This window comes from Sphingobacterium sp. ML3W (assembly GCF_000747525.1).
Taxonomy (GTDB): Bacteria; Bacteroidota; Bacteroidia; order Sphingobacteriales; family Sphingobacteriaceae; genus Sphingobacterium.
This window is the reverse complement of the sequence record NZ_CP009278.1, coordinates 2,631,601-2,654,906: the sequence shown is the minus strand read 5'-3', so window position 1 is coordinate 2,654,906 and position 23,306 is coordinate 2,631,601. Positions and strand designations below refer to the sequence as shown.

General features: G+C 38.9%; 20 protein-coding genes. 13 read left to right on the top strand and 7 right to left on the bottom strand.

Features of this window, described 5'->3' with window-relative positions; translation table 11 throughout:
- Positions 1-64: 64 nt before the first annotated feature.
- Positions 65-211 carry a hypothetical protein gene (locus KO02_RS23975; protein ID WP_200878637.1) on the bottom strand — a complete coding sequence of 49 codons (147 nt, stop codon included), beginning with the start codon at positions 209-211 and terminating at the stop codon, positions 65-67.
- 217 nt (positions 212-428) lie between these two features.
- Between KO02_RS23975 and KO02_RS11255 the strand changes: the two genes are divergently transcribed.
- The 5 genes from KO02_RS11255 to KO02_RS11235 all read left to right on the top strand — a co-directional run bounded on the left by KO02_RS11255 (position 429) and on the right by KO02_RS11235 (position 4,893).
- Positions 429-1,076, top strand: a complete 648-nt coding sequence (locus KO02_RS11255; RefSeq protein ID WP_051959882.1) for a SatD family protein — start codon at positions 429-431, stop codon at positions 1,074-1,076.
- Positions 1,060-1,404: a hypothetical protein gene (locus tag KO02_RS11250; protein WP_038698364.1), complete on the top strand. Its 345-nt coding sequence runs from the start codon at positions 1,060-1,062 to the stop codon at positions 1,402-1,404. Before KO02_RS11255 ends, KO02_RS11250 begins: the two co-directional genes overlap by 17 nt.
- A gap of 74 nt (positions 1,405-1,478) precedes the next feature.
- Entirely contained in the window at positions 1,479-1,943 is a 465-nt protein-coding gene (locus KO02_RS11245) for an OsmC family protein (RefSeq protein WP_038702553.1), read from the top strand.
- A gap of 212 nt (positions 1,944-2,155) precedes the next feature.
- Positions 2,156-2,956: a tRNA pseudouridine(38-40) synthase TruA gene (gene truA, locus KO02_RS11240; protein ID WP_038702551.1), complete on the top strand. Its 801-nt coding sequence runs from the start codon at positions 2,156-2,158 to the stop codon at positions 2,954-2,956.
- A gap of 842 nt (positions 2,957-3,798) precedes the next feature.
- On the top strand, positions 3,799-4,893 hold the full coding sequence (locus tag KO02_RS11235; RefSeq protein ID WP_038698362.1) for an alpha/beta fold hydrolase: 1,095 nt from the start codon (positions 3,799-3,801) through the stop codon (positions 4,891-4,893).
- A gap of 184 nt (positions 4,894-5,077) precedes the next feature.
- On the opposite strand, the gene KO02_RS11230 is transcribed toward KO02_RS11235, so the two are convergent.
- From KO02_RS11230 to KO02_RS22770, 4 genes are all read right to left on the bottom strand, one after another.
- Positions 5,078-6,328, bottom strand: coding sequence for a hypothetical protein (locus KO02_RS11230; protein WP_144243314.1), 1,251 nt, complete (start codon positions 6,326-6,328; stop codon positions 5,078-5,080).
- Between the two features lie 83 nt (positions 6,329-6,411).
- A complete protein-coding gene (locus KO02_RS11225; protein ID WP_038698359.1) occupies positions 6,412-7,863 on the bottom strand; it encodes a RagB/SusD family nutrient uptake outer membrane protein in 1,452 nt (483 codons plus the stop codon).
- A gap of 3 nt (positions 7,864-7,866) precedes the next feature.
- Positions 7,867-10,992: a SusC/RagA family TonB-linked outer membrane protein gene (locus tag KO02_RS11220; protein ID WP_038698357.1), complete on the bottom strand. Its 3,126-nt coding sequence runs from the start codon at positions 10,990-10,992 to the stop codon at positions 7,867-7,869.
- Positions 10,993-11,168: 176 nt separating this feature from the next.
- The gene (locus tag KO02_RS22770) at positions 11,169-11,537 is read right to left on the bottom strand and encodes a hypothetical protein (RefSeq protein WP_051959880.1); all 369 of its coding nucleotides are present in this window, start codon (positions 11,535-11,537) and stop codon (positions 11,169-11,171) included.
- 205 nt (positions 11,538-11,742) lie between these two features.
- On the opposite strand from KO02_RS22770, the gene KO02_RS11210 reads away from it, so the two are divergent.
- The 7 genes from KO02_RS11210 to KO02_RS11180 all read left to right on the top strand — a co-directional run bounded on the left by KO02_RS11210 (position 11,743) and on the right by KO02_RS11180 (position 18,893).
- On the top strand, positions 11,743-12,060 hold the full coding sequence (locus tag KO02_RS11210; RefSeq protein WP_038698355.1) for a hypothetical protein: 318 nt from the start codon (positions 11,743-11,745) through the stop codon (positions 12,058-12,060).
- 391 nt (positions 12,061-12,451) lie between these two features.
- Positions 12,452-13,663: a multidrug effflux MFS transporter gene (locus KO02_RS11205; protein ID WP_038698353.1), complete on the top strand. Its 1,212-nt coding sequence runs from the start codon at positions 12,452-12,454 to the stop codon at positions 13,661-13,663.
- 384 nt (positions 13,664-14,047) lie between these two features.
- Positions 14,048-14,917, top strand: a complete 870-nt coding sequence (locus tag KO02_RS11200; protein WP_038698351.1) for a ThuA domain-containing protein — start codon at positions 14,048-14,050, stop codon at positions 14,915-14,917.
- Between the two features lie 50 nt (positions 14,918-14,967).
- Positions 14,968-15,855, top strand: a complete 888-nt coding sequence (locus KO02_RS11195; protein WP_038698349.1) for a sugar phosphate isomerase/epimerase family protein — start codon at positions 14,968-14,970, stop codon at positions 15,853-15,855.
- 203 nt (positions 15,856-16,058) lie between these two features.
- The gene (locus KO02_RS11190; protein WP_038698347.1) at positions 16,059-17,225 is read left to right on the top strand and encodes a mandelate racemase/muconate lactonizing enzyme family protein; all 1,167 of its coding nucleotides are present in this window, start codon (positions 16,059-16,061) and stop codon (positions 17,223-17,225) included.
- Between the two features lie 35 nt (positions 17,226-17,260).
- Entirely contained in the window at positions 17,261-17,746 is a 486-nt protein-coding gene (locus KO02_RS11185) for a VOC family protein (protein ID WP_038698345.1), read from the top strand.
- 187 nt (positions 17,747-17,933) lie between these two features.
- On the top strand, positions 17,934-18,893 hold the full coding sequence (locus KO02_RS11180; protein WP_038698343.1) for a 2-hydroxyacid dehydrogenase: 960 nt from the start codon (positions 17,934-17,936) through the stop codon (positions 18,891-18,893).
- 78 nt (positions 18,894-18,971) lie between these two features.
- Here the strand turns inward: KO02_RS11180 and KO02_RS11175 are convergent, their stop codons facing one another.
- Entirely contained in the window at positions 18,972-22,145 is a 3,174-nt protein-coding gene (locus tag KO02_RS11175) for a PVC-type heme-binding CxxCH protein (protein WP_038698341.1), read from the bottom strand.
- Between the two features lie 177 nt (positions 22,146-22,322).
- Between KO02_RS11175 and KO02_RS11165 the strand changes: the two genes are divergently transcribed.
- A complete protein-coding gene (locus KO02_RS11165) occupies positions 22,323-22,721 on the top strand; it encodes a hypothetical protein (protein ID WP_144243313.1) in 399 nt (132 codons plus the stop codon).
- A gap of 108 nt (positions 22,722-22,829) precedes the next feature.
- On the opposite strand, the gene KO02_RS11160 is transcribed toward KO02_RS11165, so the two are convergent.
- Positions 22,830-23,276, bottom strand: a complete 447-nt coding sequence (locus KO02_RS11160) for a DUF5018-related domain-containing protein (RefSeq protein WP_144243312.1) — start codon at positions 23,274-23,276, stop codon at positions 22,830-22,832.
- Positions 23,277-23,306: the final 30 nt, after the last annotated feature.

Genomic DNA, 23,306 nt, shown 5'->3' with positions numbered 1-23,306 from the left:
TTTCCTCTTTTTAATATTTGACCCACCGTAATGAAAACTTGACCCTCAGAAGTTTTAGGTGAAGCTATTTTTTCACACCGGTTAAAAACAAAGCCGCAATGACTATAAAACCCGCGCCAGTCAATATTGGAGGTAGTATAGCTGCTTTCATACCCAAATAAATCATCACAATAGCGATTAACATGAGCAGTATAATCAATGTTGTTTTCATAGCTTTATATTTCTGTTACAAAATCGTTAAAGCATAAACTTAATTAAAAATACTGGTAAAATGCATCGATCTTCCTAATAGTACGCAGTGGATGATGTAATCTAATGATGGGTTTTTCATATGTATACTATATCTCCACTCATTCATTTCATTTTTATTGACATAAACAGTTTTGTTTCACTATATTTGACATAAAATAGTTAAAAGATACTATATCATGAAATATTTTATATTGATGAGCGATATCATTGGAAGTGGTCAAAAAAATCAAACGTCGTTGATGGTTGACTTTAAGAAGACCGTAGCCAAGATAAATAATGATTACAAAAATAGTCTACCTTCTCCCCTTACGATTACATTAGGAGACGAATTTCAAGGACTTGTCAGCAATCTAGAGACCGGGCTGGACATCATTCTTGAGTTAGAAGAAGAAATCATTAGACAAGGGTATGATTTTCAATTGCGCTATGTACTTCTTTATGGTGATATCGAAACGAAAATCAATAAAGAAATCGCTTATGAGATGCTTGGCGATGGCTTACGCGATGCACGTTATACACTCAATAGCATGAAATCCAACTCACAACGATTTTATATACAGATCGGGAACACTGACTTAGATTCGATTTTGAACAATACCTTTCTTATCCTTGAAAATATCATCGATAAGTGGAACCCAGAAAAAGATTATGAATTGATTGAAGCATTTATTACATTTAAAGATTATAAAATCGTTGCTGATCAAGTGAAAAAAACAAGGTCCCAAATCTGGAAACGGGAAAAAACATTAAATATTTCATCATATGAAGCGACCAAAGCAATATTAAGAACAATCAGTAAACTACCCTATGCACCTCGTTTATAACATCCTGATCATCCTTGTTGCAGAGCTGCTGCTTAGTCTTGCATTTTGGATCTTCACTCCTCAGTCTGTCAATAACAAGAAATTTGATCTTAAATCCACTGTTAAGGGTGTGCTCGAACGTCTTTTTATGACCTATAGCCTATGTCAAGGGTTCCCACATGTACTGACGCTCTTTGGCGCTCTAAAATTAGGGACTCGACTCAAACGAGCTGATAAAGAAGATACACCAGAAAATATCAAAAAAGAAGCTGCTTATAATGATTACTACCTGATTGGAAACCTGATCTCTGTAGCCCTAAGTATTTTTTACTACAGTCTATTCAAGTAAGAAGAAAGTGGTATTGTCTAAAAATTGATTCCGGACCATAACAGTTCTTGATAAAGAACCAAATTCAAAATAAAATGACTTTCAAACACCTTTTTAAAGCCACACTAAAATGGCGAAACAAAGCACAACCATACGCATCAAAATTCTCTAGTAAAACCCATCGGATATCAATAGCAGGCAAACCCGATCTAGATATCTCAGCCGCAAAAGCGTTCAAAGGAGATCCAGCATTATATAATCCGGAAGACCTCCTTTTGAGTAGTTTAGCTTCCTGTCATATGATGTCCTACTTATATGTCTGTGCCCAAAATAATATCGACGTTATCAGCTATGATGACCATGCAGAAGCAATACTTGAAGTCCAACCTGATGGCAGTGGTCGTTTTATAGAAGTACGATTAAACCCGCGAGTCACAATTGCACATCCCGCGCAAATGACCTTGGCCATAAATCTCCATACAAAGGCCAACCAACTATGTTTTATAGCAAATTCCTGTAACTTTCCAGTGCTGCATAATCCCACTTGTAAAGTAATCTAAATTAAAAACAAGACCATTACCCCATAATTTACGGTATTAAATAACCTATGGCTCAATAGTATAACATCTGGCAGTCAACTATTTGAAAAACGTGTATAACAAACATTAATATTTAGAAGCATTAACATATAGTAAATCGAATCATAATTATAATTTCTTTATAGCGGTTATGCTAGCTATTTTACGTAAAATTGCAGCTTATAAAAATCAAATTGAGATATTTTTTCCATATTGCCTATCAAGGACAGTGTTATAGTGGCTGGCAAAGACAGCCAAACGTTACAACTGTGCAAGAAATTTTGGAAAATACGCTTCATAAAGTTCTAAAGGTACCAACGACTATATATGGTTGTGGCCGTACAGATGCAAGTGTACATGCAAGTCAATATTTTTTCCATGCAGATATAGAGAAAGAATGTGATTTTGATTTACTTTATCGATTGAACAAAGCTCTTCCTGCTTCTATTGCTATCTACGACATCATAAAAATGGAAGGTAAGCCACATGCCCGTTTTGACGCCGTACAAAGAGAATACGATTATTTCATCCATACTTATAAAGATCCCTTCTTAAGCAATCAAAGCTCTTTATACCAATATCCGAATCTGGATTTTCAAAAAATGAGTGATGCTGCGAAATTATTACTTCAATATAATGATTATCGCTCCTTTTGTACCCACCCCGATAAAAACGATCATACGATATGTCATGTTTCGTCAGCCGGAATATTTGTCAATGCCAGTGAAGACCGAATACGATTTAATATTTCCAGTAATCGTTTCTTAGGTAAAATGATTCGTATTTTATCCGGAAAGCTTTTGCAAATTGGAATTGGAGAGCTATCTATACAAGAATTCGAACACCATTTAATCACACTAGAAATACCAAAAATATTAAAGCCCGCATATCCAATAGGATTATACCTTTCCAAAGTTAACTACCCCTATTTAAACCTTCCTCCACGCACCGATTTTTTAACACCATCTCAAAGTTCCGATTGGATCTTGATTTAGAAATACTACGCTTCACTTTACTATTTCTCAGGTTACGTTATTTTTGATGAATAGATTTTTTTATTTAAATTTTCAATTCTCACAAGCTTAACTAAAGCACCTATTTGTTGCCCCTAACTTAACACATCCCTCTATGCACTATTTTTTGAGTTTCGAATGACCCTCGATTCAAAATATTATGTCACCCATTACAATTGCTACAAGATTGCCAGACTTACATTGAACAGATTGTTTTACGCAAATATTTATTTTTTCATTAACCTTTAGCCACTGCATTCACGCTACACCCCTCACATCATATTCAGACAATAAATGAGATAATTATATGCACATTTAACATCGTATAATTCACCCCCATATTGTTTAATCTGACATCATATCATAATAACGCATTAAAAAACAGTATATTAAAACTTATGTACTAATATTATTAGCTTAAAAGAAACCTAATTTTGCAACAACTTTTAAGGGGATAATTTACTTCATTAAGAATATTAGAGTGCCATAGCATTGAAATGATTGGAGTCTGGTTTTTTTACAGACACAATAAAACTAATAATATTAGCACTATGAGGTTCGGTAAATAACTGTAAGTCGCTATAATAAGGCATAACTAATAATCAAAATTTGGTATTTAATAAAAAGCCATTTAGCCTCCCCTTCTATTTCCATTATATATCGAATTCCTGATGCTATCGCAGAGATCAAAATTGTAAAGCGGTGAAGAATTCTCTTACACAATTAATGCTAACAGATAAACTGGTTTCAAATACTATGAAATTAAAATTGTATTTAAAACAAATTAATCTTAGTTTAACCTTCAATAACAATCAGATCCACCTATGAAAGACCACTACTCCAGTGTACCAAACTATCGCACCGTGTTAACCATGCTAATCTTAATAAGCGCAAGTTATTTGGATGTTTTCAGCCAAGAAATAGCAGATCAAAGGATAATGCACGACTATCAATCGGCTTTAAAGGATTACGAATCCTATGAGCAAAACCACCGGAAAGATATGCAGGTAAAAAATGTAAGGCTCTCTTATTTAGAATGGGGCAATCTTGATAATAAAGATAAAGTGCTAATATGGCTACATGGTAGCTTAAGCAATGCCTATGAATTTTATCCATATGCAGATAGCATCGTAAAGTCTGGATATCGAGTGATTTCCATTGATCAATACAACGCCGGAAAAACTCCTCTCCCAAACTTTGACGCTTCATTTGACGACCTCAGTATAGACATCAAGTGTTTGATGGATTCGTTAGGAATTGAAAAAGCAGTTATTGGCGGGTTCTCACGCGGTGCATTTTTGGCAACACATATTTACAAAACTATGCCTCAATACGTAAGCGCACTGATATTAGAGGACGGTGGTTCTGTAGCCTTTGCCACAAGCTATCTCAAACTCGATGAAGAGTCATTAAAACGAAAACTGAAAGATGTTGATCTCCCAGCAGAGGTTGTAGACAAGTATTCCGGATATTTCTCCCATAAATTTGACGCCTATAAAAGTTTATACGATGCCGATATCAATACAAATCAATTTGAAATTCTGAGTTATTTGAAACCACAGAACAACCAGTGGATTACATATCGAGGGCAATTTGAATATAATCATATGCAAGATAGCTTGCATATGGCAGAAGTGATCTTCCATAAACCCAATGTCAGTAAATACGCAAAATCTATAGTCGAAGTCAAACCCACTGATATCTTTAAAGATTTAGCTACCCCAGTCTTAATAATGGATGCAAATGCAGAACAAGATCCTATACCGGTACGAATTGAAAACAGAGAACTGGCCATGAAGCATCCTCAATTTATCAAACTTGTCGTATTTGAAGATGTAGCCCATAATATCCACTATACCTACCCAAGCAGATTCCTACACGAGGTTATTTCCTTCTTAGATCATCAGGTTAAAGATTGACACTTATTACACTCAGTATCCTTAAACATAACGAAGACTTGCATTACTATTTTCCAATAAATGCCTCTATCATTAGCCATATGGTGCATAACAATTAGATTCTTTATACTTTAAATAAAAAGGCGATAAACCCAATTTCAAATCAGATTATCGCCTCTTGTATGTTGAATGTTTTGCTTTATTGCTAAAAATCAGTAATTGCCATCGCAGCAGTTTTCAATAGGGTACCATTATCATGAACGCTCATCCATGCAAAATATAGCTGACCATCAAAAATTTCCATTTGAGGAAAACCAGTCTTTCTACTGGATGAAAGCGCTGCAATCTGTCGAATAGGACCTTTTTTTCCATTTACATTTACTTTCATCGCATAAAGAAATGTCTCCTGACCTTTAGATTGCATCCAGCTCACAACAGCTTGAGTCGAGTCAATCAAGGAAACATCTACCCGACCAAGAACCTCCTTATTACTAATCAAAATTGGTGTATTGAACTTTTCGCCACCATTATTCGAAAAAATAAGCTGTACCCTAGGATTGTCATCAGCTGCTGTAAACCAAGCCACAGCCAATGTATTGTCCACCGCAGCAGATTTGGGGCCATTTACCGGGCAACCCTGTATAAACCAATTATCTGCATAGATTGGGATAGGTTTTGTCCACACATCACCCACCTTCCGCACGATAACGATATCGCGTATATTATCCTCAGTGCAGTCCCTATACAAAACTACAGGACCATTGCTGGTCATACTAGCCGTAGTTTGGCAACAGGTACATGCACTGGCATCGAGTATCTGTTCATCGATTACATCGCCACTAGCCGTAACTTCGGCGGCCCTTACACTCATAGTACCGCCATGATGTCCACTGTGTCCATGGTCAGCACCCTCCATACTACGTCCGTCCAGCCACGCGACTAAGAAACTACTATCCCGATAAGGGATCATCGATACAAAGCCGTGTTCGGTATCCGTATGATCGTTATTCAAAGGCTGGTAGGTTCCATTTTGCTTTCCATTTGCAGTCGAAACATTATATTGAATACCATATGCCATTTTCCCTGTAGCGGTTTGTTGCAGATAATGACTCAATATATGGCCATCATGCGCTGCTATCATCGGATAATCCGCCCAATTTACAAACCAATTTTCGCCGGTAGTAAGTACCGTCGGCTCTAACCATCTTCCATCCTGAAGACTGCTATATAGGAGCCTTGTACTGGAACCCGTCAGGGAATCCACCCACGAGAGATATAGTTTACCATCATTTGATGTCAGGTGAGGTAGGATAGCTCTATCTCCCTGAGGAAATGGAATATCCTGAAGACCATCCACCTGCTTCAAATTTCTTTCACAGGCGGACATGATGATCACCAGATATAATAGACCTATTATTCGAGTCGTATTTTTCATTGTAATTATTTGTCTATTCATTATTTATTTGATTTTAAGGAAACGAGGCTAGCATGAGCATATACTTCAGCACAGCATACTCTTGCTGGTTTCATAAAGTGCTGTTAGTAACCATTTGTCTGTTTCATTCCACTAGCCACAATCTCGTTAGCTGGTATTGGGTATATCGTCTTAGGAGATGTCGCCGCAATGGTCAATGCATTGCTGTTCAACCCTGTGTTGACATGATCTGACTGTCGTCTTTCAATAAGGGTACCGGTACGGATCAAATCATAGATTTCATGCCCTTCCAATGCCAATTCCCTTCTCCTTTCCTTCGCGATTCGTCTTAACAGTTCAAGTCCACCCACTGTAGCTTTATTTTTTTGAAAATCGGTCGTACGATTTTTAATGAGCACATTTAAGTAATATAAAGCCTTTTCATCACCCCCTGTTGCCCCATGCGCACATGATTCGGCCGCTATAAGTACGATTTCAGAGAGCCGAATCACGGGAATATTGTGCATACTTAGTCCAGCTCCACCACTTCGATTTATATATTTTACAAACGCAGCCTGTTTACCTTCTTTATCCTTCATCAATAAATTGGCACGCGGGTCGCCCTCATATTCTTGCAGTAAGTCGATAAAAGATTGTGTGGCTAAGACATCTCCCTGTCCACCCGAACGATAATCAAATTGAGCACCAAGACCATTGCTCCCTGAGGAGTTATCATTACCTACACTGAGTTCAAATATAGATTCAGAAGTATAATCCGAAAAGCTGTAGCTATCCAGGCCCATTAATTTTTCTTCAGGCATCACGTTCAGTACTTTTTGAGCATAATCCATAGACATTTGCCAATTTTCCTGATAGAGATATACTCTTGCCAATAATGAACGTACCGCTATTTTCGTCATGTACTTTGAACTTCCGGAAGATAAGTCATCCTCCTGCATTAAATTTTCAGCAGTCTGCAGATCCTTCACAATTTGATTGAAGGTCTGAATCAGCGATCCCCTTTCTATTACGACCTCATTTGGATCTAATTTCAATGGGATACCCTGCGATAGTCCTTTTTCCCTAATCCATGGATAGGCAAAAGTTCGAGCGAGATCAAAAAAGATCATCCCTCGAAGAGCGAGCGATTCAGCTTTAATTTGCTTACGCAATACATCATCTCCAATAGCATCATCTATATTTGCTAAAATAAGATTGAGATTACCAATAACTTTGTAACATTGTAACCAGAGCACCGCTGCACTTCCATTATTATTTCCGCTTTCTTCATATCGGTATTCTATTTGTTCATATTCTCGAGGATTGTATATGGTTTGTACAAATCTAAAATCAGGACTCTTGACAGCCGAGCGTTTATAGAGTATTCTGCCAAGATAATTACTTCCCGAAACTTCATTATAAGAACCCACAAGCAGACGTTTCAATTTATCAACATCATGAATGACCAGTTCTTCAGAAATGACATGATCGGGTTTTTGATCCAAAAAATCATTCTTACAGCTTACAACTGTTAGTGATAGTAATAAAATGGTTAAAATAGTATATTTATAATTCATGTGTTATAGCTTAAATTGAATGCCTAGTAGGATACTGCGTGATGTTGGTGTTTGGAATAGATTAACTCCATTGGTAATCGCCTCAGGATCAAAATCATCTATTTTCGTCCACAACAATAGATTATCACCTTGAACGAAGCAGGTAGCACCCTTTAAAAATCTCAAATCATCCATATGATAACTCAACCGAGCATTTCTAAGTTTGAGATAATCTGCGTTATATAAATGACGGGTAGAAACATCATTAGAAAAGCTGTTATTACCATTAACCCTTATCGGTACCTCAGCATCGGGGTTGAGTGGTGTCCATGGGTTCAACTGCGCTTGTGTACTGGTATATTGTGGTAGGAAACCATCGTCGTCCCGTTTAAATGCAGTCCAGTCATACGCCTTTCCTCCTATTCCATAAGTAAACAAAACGTCCAAGCTAATTTTCTTGAACTTAAATTGATTGCTCCATCCTCCTTGCACCTTTTGAATAGCATGACCAAAAATTCCAAATCCTGCTTCTTCTGCATCAGTCGTTTTTTCTCCAGTTCTCTTTCCATTTTTCAATTTATAGTACATAGCAGATCCATTAGTAGGATCTACTCCAGCGTAGTCCCTTAAATAGAAAGAATTGAGACTCTCACCTTCTTTTATTATGATGGGGTGCTGACCATTAGTCGAACTGTAAGTCGGAATAATATCAGAAGGTAGCTTCGTGATTTTATTTTTTAGCACCGTGGCATTTATTCGAGTATTCCACTTAAAATCCCTTTTATCCATTGCCTGGTAGCTTACACTAAACTCCCATCCTGTATTTTTCATTGCCCCATAATTCTGTAGTTGACTGGTGAATCCTGTTGTCGAGGAAACGGGTATGTTCAATAATAAATTGCTGGTTTTCTTATTAAAGTACTCGATGGTTAGATCTATCGTATTGAAGAGTCGTGCATCCAATCCTAAATTTGCATTCTTGCTGAGCTCCCAAGACAGATTTGGGTTTGCTAATTGTCCATAAGATAAGCCAGATTCTGAAGCATATGCTTTACCTGCCGTGGTAAAAAATGCTAAAGACGCATAGTAAGCAGGTGGAAGATTTCCATTGGTACCATAGCTTGTCCTTAGTTTTAGATAATCAAATACAGTATGTTTGAAAAAGTTTTCCTCACTTAGCAACCAAGCGCCTGACAAGGACCAAAAATTGCCCCAACGAGAATCTTTACCAAAACGAGACGATCCATCACTACGAATGCTTCCAGAAACAAAATATTTATCAGACATACTATAATTCATCCGACTGAAATAAGATAATAGCGAATAGTTCTCAGATTGACCATTCCAGGACCATAACGTACCAATACTACTTGAAGACAACAGCTCGTTGTCCAAAATATCATAACCTGAATTGTTCATGGATTTCATATTTGACTCTTGAGCCTCAAAACCTAGTAGAACATCAAAAGCATGGATGTTGCTCTTTTTCTGATAAGTCACAATATTGGACGATGTAAATTGAGATCGCTGACCTTGGGCAACATATAATGCACCATTCCATTGACCACCGCCTGCTCCGAAGACCTTATTGTCATATAGCGTCTCTTCTAAACTCTGATGATCTATTCCCAAAGTAGACTTGAATTTGATTGCATATGGCAGTATGAATTCCGCGTATGCAGACCCTCTCAATCTGACATCTTTGTTAGCGTATTTCCCAACTTCGATTACGCCAATGGGGTTGGCATTTTTTTCGATTTCATTAGGTAGGTTTGCCAAGCCCATATAACCCTTTCCGTCGTATATAGGTGCAGCTTGAGGTAATACTCGTGCCATGAATAAAGGATTCAAACCGCCTACATATTCCGAATCATATTGACCACTGTTGCGACCCGTTTGAGCCACGGATAGATTTGCACCTAGATTTAGCCATGACTTAGCTTTATTTTCCAGATTCAATCGACCAGATTTACGTTCAAGATCCGATTTAATAATCGTACCATTTTGTTTGAGGTATTCACCAGACAGATAAAAAACAGTCGATTCAGCTCCACCACTAGCTGATAGCGCATAGTGTTGCGTACTTCCAGTTCTATAAATCGCATCTAACCAATCCGAATTAGCATCATGAGTACCATAAATAGATTGATAGTCCTTATTCGCTAGTGATTGATATTTTTGCAAGAGTTGCGGATTATTATAGATCTTAACATAATCAGCATTCTCCTTATTTTGAATATATTGATTCACCTGTCCTAATTGCCAAAGTTGTTTAAAATCTTTATTTGATATTGTTTTTTCTTGTGTTAGATTGGTCAACAATCCACTTTGAGCAAGCACATTAAGCATCGTCCCTCCCCTTTGTCCCCTTTTAGTCGTAATGATGATGACACCATTGGCAGCTCGAGAACCATATAAGGATGCTGCAGCAGCATCCTTCAATACCGAGATGCTTTCGATATCATTCGTATTGATGGAAGCTAAAGGATTGATTTGATTAACAGTACCATTACCACCAATTCTCGAATTATTATCACTGTTCATCACAACTCCGTCCAATACATATAGAGGTTCTCGAAGCCCATTTATAGAACCTATTCCCCTAATCTGCACACTCGAACTAGCACCTGGCTGTCCAGTTGTGTATATATTTACACCTGTCACAGTGCCTTGCAGTGATGTTTCAAAACTAGCAGCTGCGGTTTTGGTCAGATCCTGTTCCTTTACTTGCTGCAACGAACCTGTAAAACTCCTTTGATTGGTATTGCCATAAGCAGTCACGAGCACCTCCTCCATTACACTTGGTGCTTCATCCATAACAACGACAATCTCTTGCCTCGGACCGAGTTGAATGACCTGCTGCTTAAACCCCAACATGGAAAATTGTAACATGGGATTACGCTGTATATTCATGAAAAACCTACCTAGATTATCGGTTTGGGTGCGATTAGTGGTTCCTATTTCCTGTACCGTAACATGAGCTATTGGATTTCCTCTCGAATCCTGCACAACTCCCTTTATATTAACCTGATTATTAGCAATTTTTCTAAGATATTGCTTTGCAAATGATACCCGGACATTGGTCACTTGCAAAGCAATGACCAAACCGAGTATATAAAATAGTCCAAATGGACATTTTGATAACGGCATAATGACTTATAATATTGATATAGTCCATCCGGTTGTTCCGTAAATTATAATAATAACATACGGAGTATTCGAATACGATAAACCAACCAATTGTTAGAAAATTGATGTAAGATTAAGATGGTAGCCGTAAGCTACCAACATGAAGCAGCGTAGCACTTCACTATGACTTAAGAAATTTATGCCGTTTTCGGTGGACGAAACGGATTTGCCAAATATATATTATGATACGGAGTCGAGATGTAATCTGTCTGCGTCAATTGCGCTACTATAGGACCATTAAATTGAAGTTGAAAGCTATAAATCCAATCTACTTGTAACATGGTAGTGTCTACTACCTGGCGGTCGGATTGTTCTTTCTTTTTTGCTTCCGCAATTTTTTTCGCTAAGAAACAGGTACCATCACAATGAAGCATGGGTTTATCTTTGTTTATACAAAAATATTCCTTGATGTAATCCACATTGGCAACATAAAAGAAGATGGGAACGAATGGTTTCGTTAGAAAGACCATCACCATTGTTAAAATAAAAATTTTCCCAAAATTCATTCGTTATCCCAATTAAGAGTACCACAAAAATAGTTTTTTTATCTATTCAAACAAAGGTCATTTCTAAATATATCCAGGTTAGTAAAAAATAGCCTCTCAAAATATGAATTTGATATAGTCACTCCGTAAAATCAGATAGGATATGAAAAAATGATCTAGCGCAATTGTTGATAACAATTGAAAAAACTGTACCTTCGCAAGAATTATGGGTTACGCAAAAGAAAGAAAAAAGCTCGAGAAGCTTTCTGAAAAAACAGTTTCACTTCAACACTTTGATAGTGCAAATTTAGCAATCATTACAGATATATTTGAACAATATTCACATACGATAAGGATACTAAAGAATAAAGATACGGCAACATTCAATGAACTGTACACGACAGAACTTCAAGAAGTGAAGAAGTGCAAGACAGCTCTTAAAGTCGCGGAAGAGGTAGATCGTCAAATCCATTTCATGGAATACAAAGACACGCTACTGGATGCTATCGCAAAGACAATCACAGCAACATTAAGTATTGCTTAAATGAATTCCCTGTTCAGAAAATCTTCCGAACAGGGATATGCATCATGCTGGTCAATCTATCCATTCCACAGTACATCTACCGATCATGCAATCTTTTTATATAAGTCAACGATACGCTTATCCTCTTTTTCAGAGTAAGAGAATGACAATTCCTTTTTTCTAACATTCAAACTTCCGAATAGTAGAAACGACCTGAAATACAACGGTGAAATATCCAAAGTATTCAATAATCCTCAGGTTCTTAATTTTTCGCATTTATCGTATTGCTACAATTAGAACATGTTTTCAGTTTGTAGCTCCATTATTCTTATAAAACTTAAGTCCATATGCCAGTGCTATTCTTCCTTTTGTTATAAAATAGGTATTAAAATAGTGCATATTTACACATTCCATGACGAATAACAAAAAAGTAGATTTAAAAATCATTCTAATAATGGGTCTATTGACTGCCATAGGCCCGCTTTCAATAGACATGTACCTCCCCGCTTTTCCAGCAATTGCCAAAAGTTTAGGAACGACAGTATCTGAAGTTACGCTTTCACTTTCCAGCTTTTTTATTGGCATTTCTGCAGGTCAAATGCTTTACGGACCTTTATTAGATCGTTACGGTAGAAAAAAACCATTATATGCAGGACTTTGTCTATTTTTCTTAGCTTCTGTTGGTTGTGCTTTTGCACCCACCGTATCAAGCTTAATTCTTTTTAGATTTTTACAAGCTGTTGGAGGCTGCGTCGGCATGGTGGCAGCAAGAGCAATGGTACGGGATCTTTTTACCGTAAAAGATAGCGCCAAAATATTCTCTACATTAATGCTTGTCGTTTCCGTATCACCTATTATGGCACCTACTATCGGTGGCTATATCACAGCTTATTTCGGATGGAGAGCCATATTTTTCGCACTCATTTTCATCGTATCGATTATTTTGGCAGGTACCTATTTCTATCTACCCGAGAGCAAACAACCAGACCCTAGTATTTCACTAAAACCAAAACCGATACTCCGAAGCTTTGCAAAAATATTAAAGCACCCCCTTTTTATAACCTATGCTTTAACAGGAGCTATATCTTATGCCGGACTGTATGCCTATATTGGTGGAGCACCTTTTGTATTCATGGAACTTTTCAAAGTCAGTGAAACACAATTTGGATGGATCTTTGCTTTTATATCTATTGGTTTGATCGGTGCGAGTCAATTGAATAACATAGCGCTAAAATACTTCTCAAATGAAAAAATAATCCTGGTAGCCTCGGGAGCACAAAGCATTATCGGCGTTTTATTTGCCAGTTTCGCTTTTTTTGGATTTACGAATCTAATCAGTACCGTACTACTCGTGTTTTTATTTTTAGTTTGCCAAGGTTTTATTTTTCCGAACACAACAGCACTTGCTCTGGCGCCATTAAGTGGCAATGCCGGAAATGCTTCTGGTTTATTAGGTGCTATGCAGATGACAGTTGGTGGCTGCGCTGCTGCATTGATTAGTTTTATACAAGGCCAATCAACTTTACCAATGGCAGGTATTATGGCTTTCTGTGCAGTCGTTGCCTTCATAGCACTAAATTTAGGCAATCGTTTCATTTCACAAAGCACAACTACTTATGCTTAAACTGCTATTTGAAGCAATTTAAACATAAGTAGTTGTGTTATGATACTTCCGTCAACGAATATAAAATATCAGATCAACAGGAAATAAGAAACAATGAAGTATCTTTAGTTCTGTTGATCTGTTCGATAATAGGATCTTTTATTTAAGTTCCCACAGCATCAATATTTGATCATCTCACCAAACCATTATTTACAGCGCCTCTCTAAATCTCCCAGGCATAAGAATCGCAAAAAGTAGAAAATTGCTTCAAAACTGGTTGTAAACCCACTTGTTTTTTGCTTAAAAATTTATATATTTGGGTAAAACTAAACCTATAAACAAAATGGTTCCTATACCACGTTGTGTTTATTCGCGCTAGTAATCAAACCAAATTATAAAACCATAATGAAACACCTTAAAAGCGTTTTATGTTTATTTACGATAGGCATATTACTATTAACCGTATTCACATCTGCTGCACAAAGTCAAAAAAAGCAGTCAAAAAAACCGCTTATCGTATTCGTCACAGGAGATCACGAATATAGCGGTGAAGAAACCCTACCTCTTATAGCGGCAGAACTGGAAAAGAATTATGGCATGCGTACCCTTGTTTTAAAAGCTAGCCCTGACCATAATTCCGAAGAGAACATTCCAGGATTGGAAGCGCTAAAAGATGCAGATCTCGCCGTATTCTACCTACGTTGGAGACGTTTACCTGCTGATCAAGTAAAATTCATTGATGACTACTTGAAATCAGGAAAGCCTGTAATCGGATTCAGAACAAGTACTCATGCCTTCAATTATCCCAAAGGGCATCCACTAGAAAAATGGAATACGTTTGGAGAATTTGCATTAGGGGCTCCTGGTGGATGGGGCAAAGGTGGACATACTCATTATGGACATGAGTCCAGTACAGATGTCGCTATCATACCTGCCGAGCGTAACAATCCCATTCTTACTGGTGTAAAACCAGCCTTCCATGTCCGTTCTTGGTTATACCATATCGTGCCTGACTATCCTTCAAAAGGAGCGACTTGGCTTCTGATGGGAACAGCGGTAGATCCCGATAAAAAAGCCGTCGAAAACCCCGTTGCATGGACATGGAAAACCGCAGCAGGAGGCAAAGTTTTTACGACGACACTTGGTCATCCTGATGATTTTCAAGACGAAAGTTTTCAACGCTTACTCATCAATGCTATGCACTGGGCAGTAGGAAAACCGACCCCTAAAAAATGGGCTGGGAAAGTGGATATTCAAGTTCCATATAGACAATAATAACTTCAAATCAATTCGTACTATTTCAAACATATTTCATTAAACACATTATGGAACTTTCGATACACAACTGGATGCGAGCCGAAACAATAGAAACCACGATTCGCAGAGCTTCCAGTTTAGGCTATACCAAAATTGAAATTGCTGGTAGTCCAGAGCATTATGACACTAAACACGTCAGAAAGCTATTAAAAGAATACGGCCTTTCCTGCTGGGGATCTGTAACCTTAATGCTAGAAGATCGTAATTTACTTGCTAAAGATGAGGCTCAACGTGCAAAATCTGTACGGTATGTAAAGGATGTTGCACGCATGGTGAAAGAACTGGATGGTCACATGATTTCTGTCGTACCCGGTACTGTAGGTAAAATCATACCCGACGGTAGACCTGAAGAAGAATGGCGATGGGCCGTAGAATCGCTCCAAGAAGTATATGCTTATACCGAATCGTCGGGCATATTGATTGGAATAGAACCGATCAACCGATTTGAAACCCATTTTATCAATAGAGGCGATCAAGCATTGGCTTTAGCAGCAGCTGTAGGTCCTAACTGTGGCGTCTGCCTAGATACTTTTCATATGAATATTGAAGAGGACGACCTCTATCAAGCCATTATAAGAGCCAAGGGAAAACTTGTTGGATTTCATGTCGCAGACAATAACAGAATGGCGCCAGGGATGGGTACACTCCATTGGAATAAAATAATCGAAACATTGGACCATATCGGTTATGATGAAGTTCTTTCGGTTGAATTCTGCGCACCTCTAGATCGCACACCAGCCAATCCCCACCCCAATTCGATTGATGAAAATCCGAAAGACCTTTCTCCAGAGCAAAAGAAATTTTTAGAAGACCATGGTAGCGCATCCGTGTCCGAAGAATTCTACACCATGCTGACTAGAAAATCAATCGAAACCCTATCCCCATTTATTAAATAACCGATGTCGGAAACCAGTACAACCGTCTTTAAACTCAGAAACTGCGAAATAGGTGGTCATACAACTCAAACCTTCGTAGGTGACGTCATACCCTTATAAAACAATTTACAATAATGAAACCATCATGAGCGTAAATCACATGACAAAACATGCAATAACAGGCTTATAATAGTTTCATTTCCACTATTAAACAAATTATAATAATGAAAATAACGAACGTAGAAGCATTTTGGCTACGATGTCCAATCCCCAAAGAAAAACAACACTTTTCTGACTATGGTCTACTGACCAATTTTGACATGACATTGGTTGTCATCACCACCGAAGATGGTCTTCAAGGCTTTGGTGAGGCAAAAGCAGCAGTTGGATCTTCTGGCGTTTGTGCATCGATTGTCTCGTGTATCGAAAACGAACTAAAACCTATATTGATAGGTAAAGATGCTAAAAACATCAATCGTCTTTGGGAAGAAATGTACAATGGCACACGCGATCATTATGCCCTTACAAGAGGTCGAAGATTTCCTATCCTTGGCCGAAGAGGTTTGACCATCTCAGCAATGAGCGGCATCGACACGGCGCTATGGGATTTGAAAGGTAAGGTATTGGGCGTTCCCGTTATGGATATATTGGGTGGTGCCTGCCGCCAGCAGATGCCTGCCTATGCAAGTGGTGGCTGGGCAGATGTAGCACATATCGGTGAACAGTTGAATGGTTATGTGGCTAAGGGATTTCAAGCCGTTAAAATGCGTGTTGGAGTAATGGATCAGACCGTTCAAAACAGTATTAATCGCGTAAAAGCCGCAAGAGAAGCTTTAGGTCCACACATTAAACTCATGGCTGATGCCCATGGCACCTTTAGTGTTCCTGAAGCAAAGCAATTTTGTCGCGGTGTGGAAGACTGCAACCTCTACTGGTTTGAAGAACCAATCAGTCCTGACAACAGACATGGAACTGCTGAAGTAAGAGCTTCCTCCTCCATCCCTATTGCAGCAGGGGAAAGTGAATTCACCAGTTTTGATATGCGCGATCTGCTAGAAGTTAGAGCTTTGGATGTGATGCAGCCCGATGCCGCAATTATTGGCGGTATTTCCGAAACGATGCGTGTTGGTCATCTAGCTAGTATCCATCAGCTAGAATTAGCGCCGCACTGTTGGGGGTCTGCTTTTTCATTTATGGCCGGACTCCATGTTGCATTCGCTTCACCAGCAGCCACCATCATTGAGTTTTCTCTTGGTGGAAATCCGATGATGTACGACCTGGTCAAAGAGCATATTACAGTTACAAATGGTGTCATAGAAGCTCCAACAGCCCCTGGATTGGGCTTGACCCCAAATTGGGATTTTATCCAAGAATTTAAACAAAAAAATTAACGCATTCTATAAATTGTACTATCAATCTTAACCTTATGGCACGTGCACTCAAAATCAATCACGTTACACTTATTGTAGACAGTCTAGAAAAAGCAACGGCATTCTATCAACATGAACTCGGACTAGAGCCCCTTGCAGCATTCAGATTTGATTACCCAGTGATGTTTTTCAAATTTAACGATCAGCAACAACTTCACCTATCCGAATGGGAAGACAAGACATCATTCCGCGGGCACATCTGTGTCGAAGTAGATGACTTTAACAGCATCTTTTTCCGCATGAAAGAACTTGAGGCAATCGATATCCGGCCTTGGGGGAAAGTTAGACAATTGCCTGATGGAGCAATGCAGCTTTTTGTGCGCGATCCCGCAGGTAACCTCGTAGAAATATCATCAGCGCCAGGCAGTGCAATAGATCCTAAAATCTTTCAGGACGAACTCTATGAAGAAGGAATCTATATTTCAAATCGAAATGATTTCAGAGGATTTAAATCTGATGATGCCACCCTATACCATAAATAGCATATTGAACGTAAAACATAACCTTATCAATGAAACCATCATGAGCATTTACAAATTATACACATACCACGCTAAAAAGAGCCCCGTATATATTTGCTCGTGATAGCTTCATGACCATTAACCGATTGAAATAAGCTCAATAATTCGATTAAAAGCTGACACTCATTATTAACCATAATTTACTTGGATGAAAAAAAACGTTTTATTACTGGAAACTATCGCCGAAGAGGCCTACCATCTGCTTGATGGCCAGGTAAACCTGTTTACAGGATACGATGATGCTTCCTTAAATAAAGTATTGGAAAAACATACGATTCATGCCATCATTACTCGTGGAAAGGGACAAATAAATAAAGCACTTCTTGAGGCTTGCCCCGATTTACTCGTCGCAGCAAGATGTGGTGTCGGACTCGATAATGTGGATATACAAGAAGCTACAATTCGGAATATCAAAGTTATTCATGCACCGGCATCCAATGCTGCTACAATAGCAGAACATACCCTCGCACTGATGCTCATGCTCATGCGCAACCTCTATCAATCCATAGCTGAGGTGAAAAACAATAACTGGAACTGGCGCAACCAATATACGGGCGATGAGCTCCACGGAAAAACTCTCGGGATTGTCGGCTTGGGCAATATTGGGCAACGGGTCGCCAAACTTGGCGATGCATTTGGTATGCAGGTATTGTATTCGAGTCGAACGTCCAAGGATGTCCCTTACCCCCAAGTCTCATTAGACTCCCTCTTACAGCAAGCAGATGTCGTGAGTCTACATGTGCCTTATACTTCCGAAACTGGCGTATTAATAGGAGCACCGCAACTAGCCTTGATGAAATCAAATACCCTATTGATTAATACAGCTCGAGGTGCACTGATTGATCACAATGCGCTTATTCTCGCACTGGATACCGGTATTATTGCAGGATTCGCAGCGGATGTATTGCCCGAAGAGCCACCGCAACAGGACGCCCCGATAGTCAAACATCCCCGCGTACTCATTACGCCACACTCGGGAAGCTTGACCGCTACAACCTACCAACAGATGTGTGTATCCACAGTCAAAAATGTACTTGCCGTACTAGAGGGCAAAGGCCCTGACAAAAAGAGCATTTATAACTTCAATGCACTTCAGGCTCAATCATAACTTGTCTTACAGTAAACCAAAAAAGGGGTAAATAGCCTATGCTACCTACCCCTTTAACAACGATTAACCCACTAACTATTAGCGTTCTAACGGGTACTTTTTCAGTAACTCTTCAGGTGCGTAAAATCCTTTTTTGTCAATAGAAGCAGCACGAACAGTCTTAACTTTTTCTGGTGTAACCGCCGAAGCTTTATTGCCGAAAGAATTACGTACATAAGTCAATACGGCAGCTACCTCCTCATCATTTAGCATCCCCTCAAATGGTGTCATTGGTACCTGCCCAGGAAACTTCTCGCCTTTAACCTCCATAGGACCATGTAAGCCTTTCAGTACAACATTAATCAAACGTTCTTGACTACCTGTAACCCATTTTGTTCCGTTAAGTGGAGGAAAACCAGCTAAAGGTAATCCCTTACCATCTGTTTGATGGCAGGTAACACAATAACCTTCTTTAGCAAATATTACTTTGCCTTTAACATATAAATCTCGTTCCGCCCCCCGCAGTGAGGTTGTTACTTTGTCTTTCTTTTCGGCGTTATCCTCCTCTCCTTTAAGATTAGCAAAAGCCATAGTATACGCAGGCTCTATCCAATCATCGAGACCAGCTTTAGCTACTGACATTAAAATAGGAAGGCCCTTTTCCTTTGGCAGCCAAGATGCTGCCGTCATGGCTTCAAGACGAACGCGACCACTTGTGTCTTGAGCAGCTTGCATCAATAACTTATCCTGGTCCTTTACCTGATGCCCTGTATACCTAAGCACTCTCACTGCAGCAGCCCTAGCGTGATAATCTGGCGCCTGCAACAACTGACGGAGCAATTGTTGATCAACTTGGTTTAGTCCCCAACTTACCCAAAGTGCTTCTGTCAAATGATGCGCATATTTCGGATCATTTTTATCCAATCGTGCAACCCATGTTTTCAACAGCGGCAGCACCTCATCAGCTTTACGTCCCCGTAATTCCGCACGAGTCCGATAGCGTGTTCTATATTCCGGAAGTTTCAGATTTTCCAAAAGCACAGGAATACCAGCATCTGCAATTTGAGCAGGCTTGATCAATGGTCTAGCAGGATAAGTAATCCTGTAGATACGGCCATGCACATGATCACGTAGCGGGTCGCGCGCATTATGCTGCATATGCCCGATCAGCATATTGTGCCAATCGGCGATATACAAAGAACCGTCAGGAGCGAATTCCATATCCACAGGTCTAAAGTTTTTATCCTCACCTTGCAATAGATCTTGCCTATGCATACTTTTATACCCCGTTCCCTCATCCACTATACTATGTTGCTTGGTTCCCAGAAAACCGATTGTATTATTGATTAAAAAATCACCTTGCCATTCATCTGGAAAATGACGGCTAGACACAAACTCAAGTCCCGAAGTCGGACGCACGCGATGTTCATCCTGAATCAGATTTCGCGATTTAGGCGTAACCACACCATACTTTGGCTTGATAGTTACCGGAAGCATCCAGTGCACATCAGGTCCAGAAGTTTCTGCATAGAAATTTTGTCCCCAGTCATCAAAAGCAATACCCCATGGATTGGGCACGTAAGGTTGGGCCATACGTTCCAGATGGCGACGTTGCGGACTATAACGATAAAATCCACCATTGGTAGCACGCACAGGTCCATAAGAAGTCTCTATATTGGAATGTAAAAACACACCCTCACCCATGATGAGTGCTCCAGATGGATCCACAGTGAAAGCATGAATGTTATGGTGCGTATCATGATCATCAAAACCACTTAAGATAATCTCTCTAACATCAGCACGGTCATCACCATCCGTATCCTTTAATAGCATAAAATTAGTTCCTTGAGATAAGTAGACCCCATCTGCTGTAATTTCAAAGCCCACAGGCAAATGCAACCCATCAGCAAAAACAGTTTGCTTATCTGCTTTACCGTCATGATCTGTATCCTCCAAAATAATCAACTTATCATTAGGTTTCGAATCACCAGGTTTATAGTGCGGATAGCTAGGCATGGTGGCTACCCACAGACGACCTTTATTATCGAAGGTAATCTGACATGGATTAGCCAAATCTGGAAATTCTTTTTCCGAAGCAAAAAGCTCGATTTTAAAGCCAGGAGCAACTTTCAATTTAGCCAATGCATCATCCCCGTATAAATAGGCAAGACTACCATTTTGATCCGGATTGTAATTCGTCTGAACCTCAGGTGCAGGAGTAGTTTTTTTATCTTCAATAGCTACGTTCATTTGTTCCCCATGAGTTGCCGCCCAGATGGCACGATCTCTGATCGCAGTCATTTCACGGATTTTAACAATTTCAGCAGGATAATTATCCGGGCCAAAAGGATCATATCTTCTCCCATTGACATGTACACCATTCGGAATTTTAATATCGTTATGCCACATCCAATTTTTTTCAATAACTGCAGCATGCACAAGATCACGATGCTCTTCATGCTTGATACCTTCCTTACCAAAGATCAGATCAGCCAATAAAGGTGCAAAACGAGCATAACCATCATTGCTCAGTTGAGAACCATCAATTGTAATCGGTTTTCTCGTCCACTTAAACCATCTTTTCGTTGGCGTGTACACATCTACAAAATGAACACCATTTTCTGCTGCAACTACTTTCATGGCATCTGCATATAGTGCTAGATTTTTGTTTTCTTTCTTTCCATCAGGTAGATCAAACTGGTCGGACAAATCTTCAAAAGCAATGGGAGAAACTAAGGCCAATTTTGGAGTTGATGTACCGTTGTATTGCTGTTTAAGTGTATGCTTGATAAAAGCATCTAGCTCAGCTTTGTAGTTTTCCAAACCTGCGGCACCCGCGAAAGATTCATTATAACCAAAGAAAGCGATAATGATATCCGCCTTCAAACGCGTGAGCCATTGATCTTCCGTTTCAAAAAAACCTTGGCTATCCGAAGGATGAGCAAGCGTTGTTTGAAATTTTTCTGCTCCCGGAAATGCCCAAGGTGTTTGGCGACTTGCATGTGGTCGGAAACCAGGGGTATTCCCCCCATCGCACATGTTTCGAATAAAGAGATTAGAGTCAGGATAACGCATTTGCAATTCCGTCTCGAAATGCCCATAATTCATCATTCGTGAACCCAAATTGTTACCGATGAGCACAATATGCGCATCCTTTTTCAATGGTAATGCAGGTTGGTTTGATCGTATGAGAAATAAGATACCATACGCTGCAACAACAGCAGCCGCGATAATAAAAAGAACTTTCATCCTTTTATTTGGAAATTTTATCATTATGTTATTAGGTTTTACTTAATTTTCATTAAGCTTGGTTGTAACTACTTTGCAAGATAATAAATTCCCTGAAATTACATTTATTAATGGAGGCACTATTTCATTTATAATAAGATTCTTACAATCCGTTGTCGGATAAATACCCAAATAATCAAGGGCCCATAAATAATAAAGCAGATGAAAAAACATCTTCTTTATTACTATATTGACCTCATCATTGTACATTTCAAAAAAATCTCTCAAATGGAACAATTAAATTTTTCGAAGAACTGGAATAACAAATTGGACTGCCAGGCCTTTACCACATTACGATTGCCAAATCCAAAATATCAAGTTGGGCGATTGTTTGACATCACTTTGCTCGAAGAATCTAAAGGTGTAGGTAAGATCACCGCCATACGATACCTTGATATAGAAGATATCGATGAGTACATCGCTAGATTGGATACCGGTTGTTCAGTTGATGCATGTAAAACGATCATTCGCAATATATACCCACATGCTGATTTTAAACAACAGCAATTAGCATTGCTATTAATCGTAAAAGATGAAGGCGTTCAAAACACGCCAACTTAATTTTAGAATTAAAACTTTTATTGATTAGATATCCTCAACATTCTTGAAAACAAAAACTCCGAGAATAATCTCGGAGCTAATCAAAAAAAACAGGAAAACAGATAACAGTTACTGTTCAACAGAAATAATCAATTTCCACTCACGGATCGTCCCATCTGCTGAGTATACATTATATTTAAAATAACCTTTAGTAAAGTCACTGATTACGCCTGCAACAGGCGCATTATCCAATGGTTCAATCTTGGTTCCATAATGTGTAAATCGAATACCCATTTGTGTTAAATCGGTTCCCTTTTTCGCTACAACAGTTATAGTCTGATTTTCCTTATTTACAACATTAGAAATTGTACTGATTCCTACATTTTGATATCCTGTTACTGGTTCTCCATATCCCAGGTCATTGGTCACTTCAATATATTGGAACAACACCACCGATGTAATGAAAGCATTATCTCCCCAAGCACCATGATCAAGCTCCACACTTGGTTTTAAGCATGAAAACAAGGTAGTGAGCATAAAAACAATGCCGCAAATATTTATAATTTTATATATCATGATATGTATTTTTTAATCCGTATTTCAAGT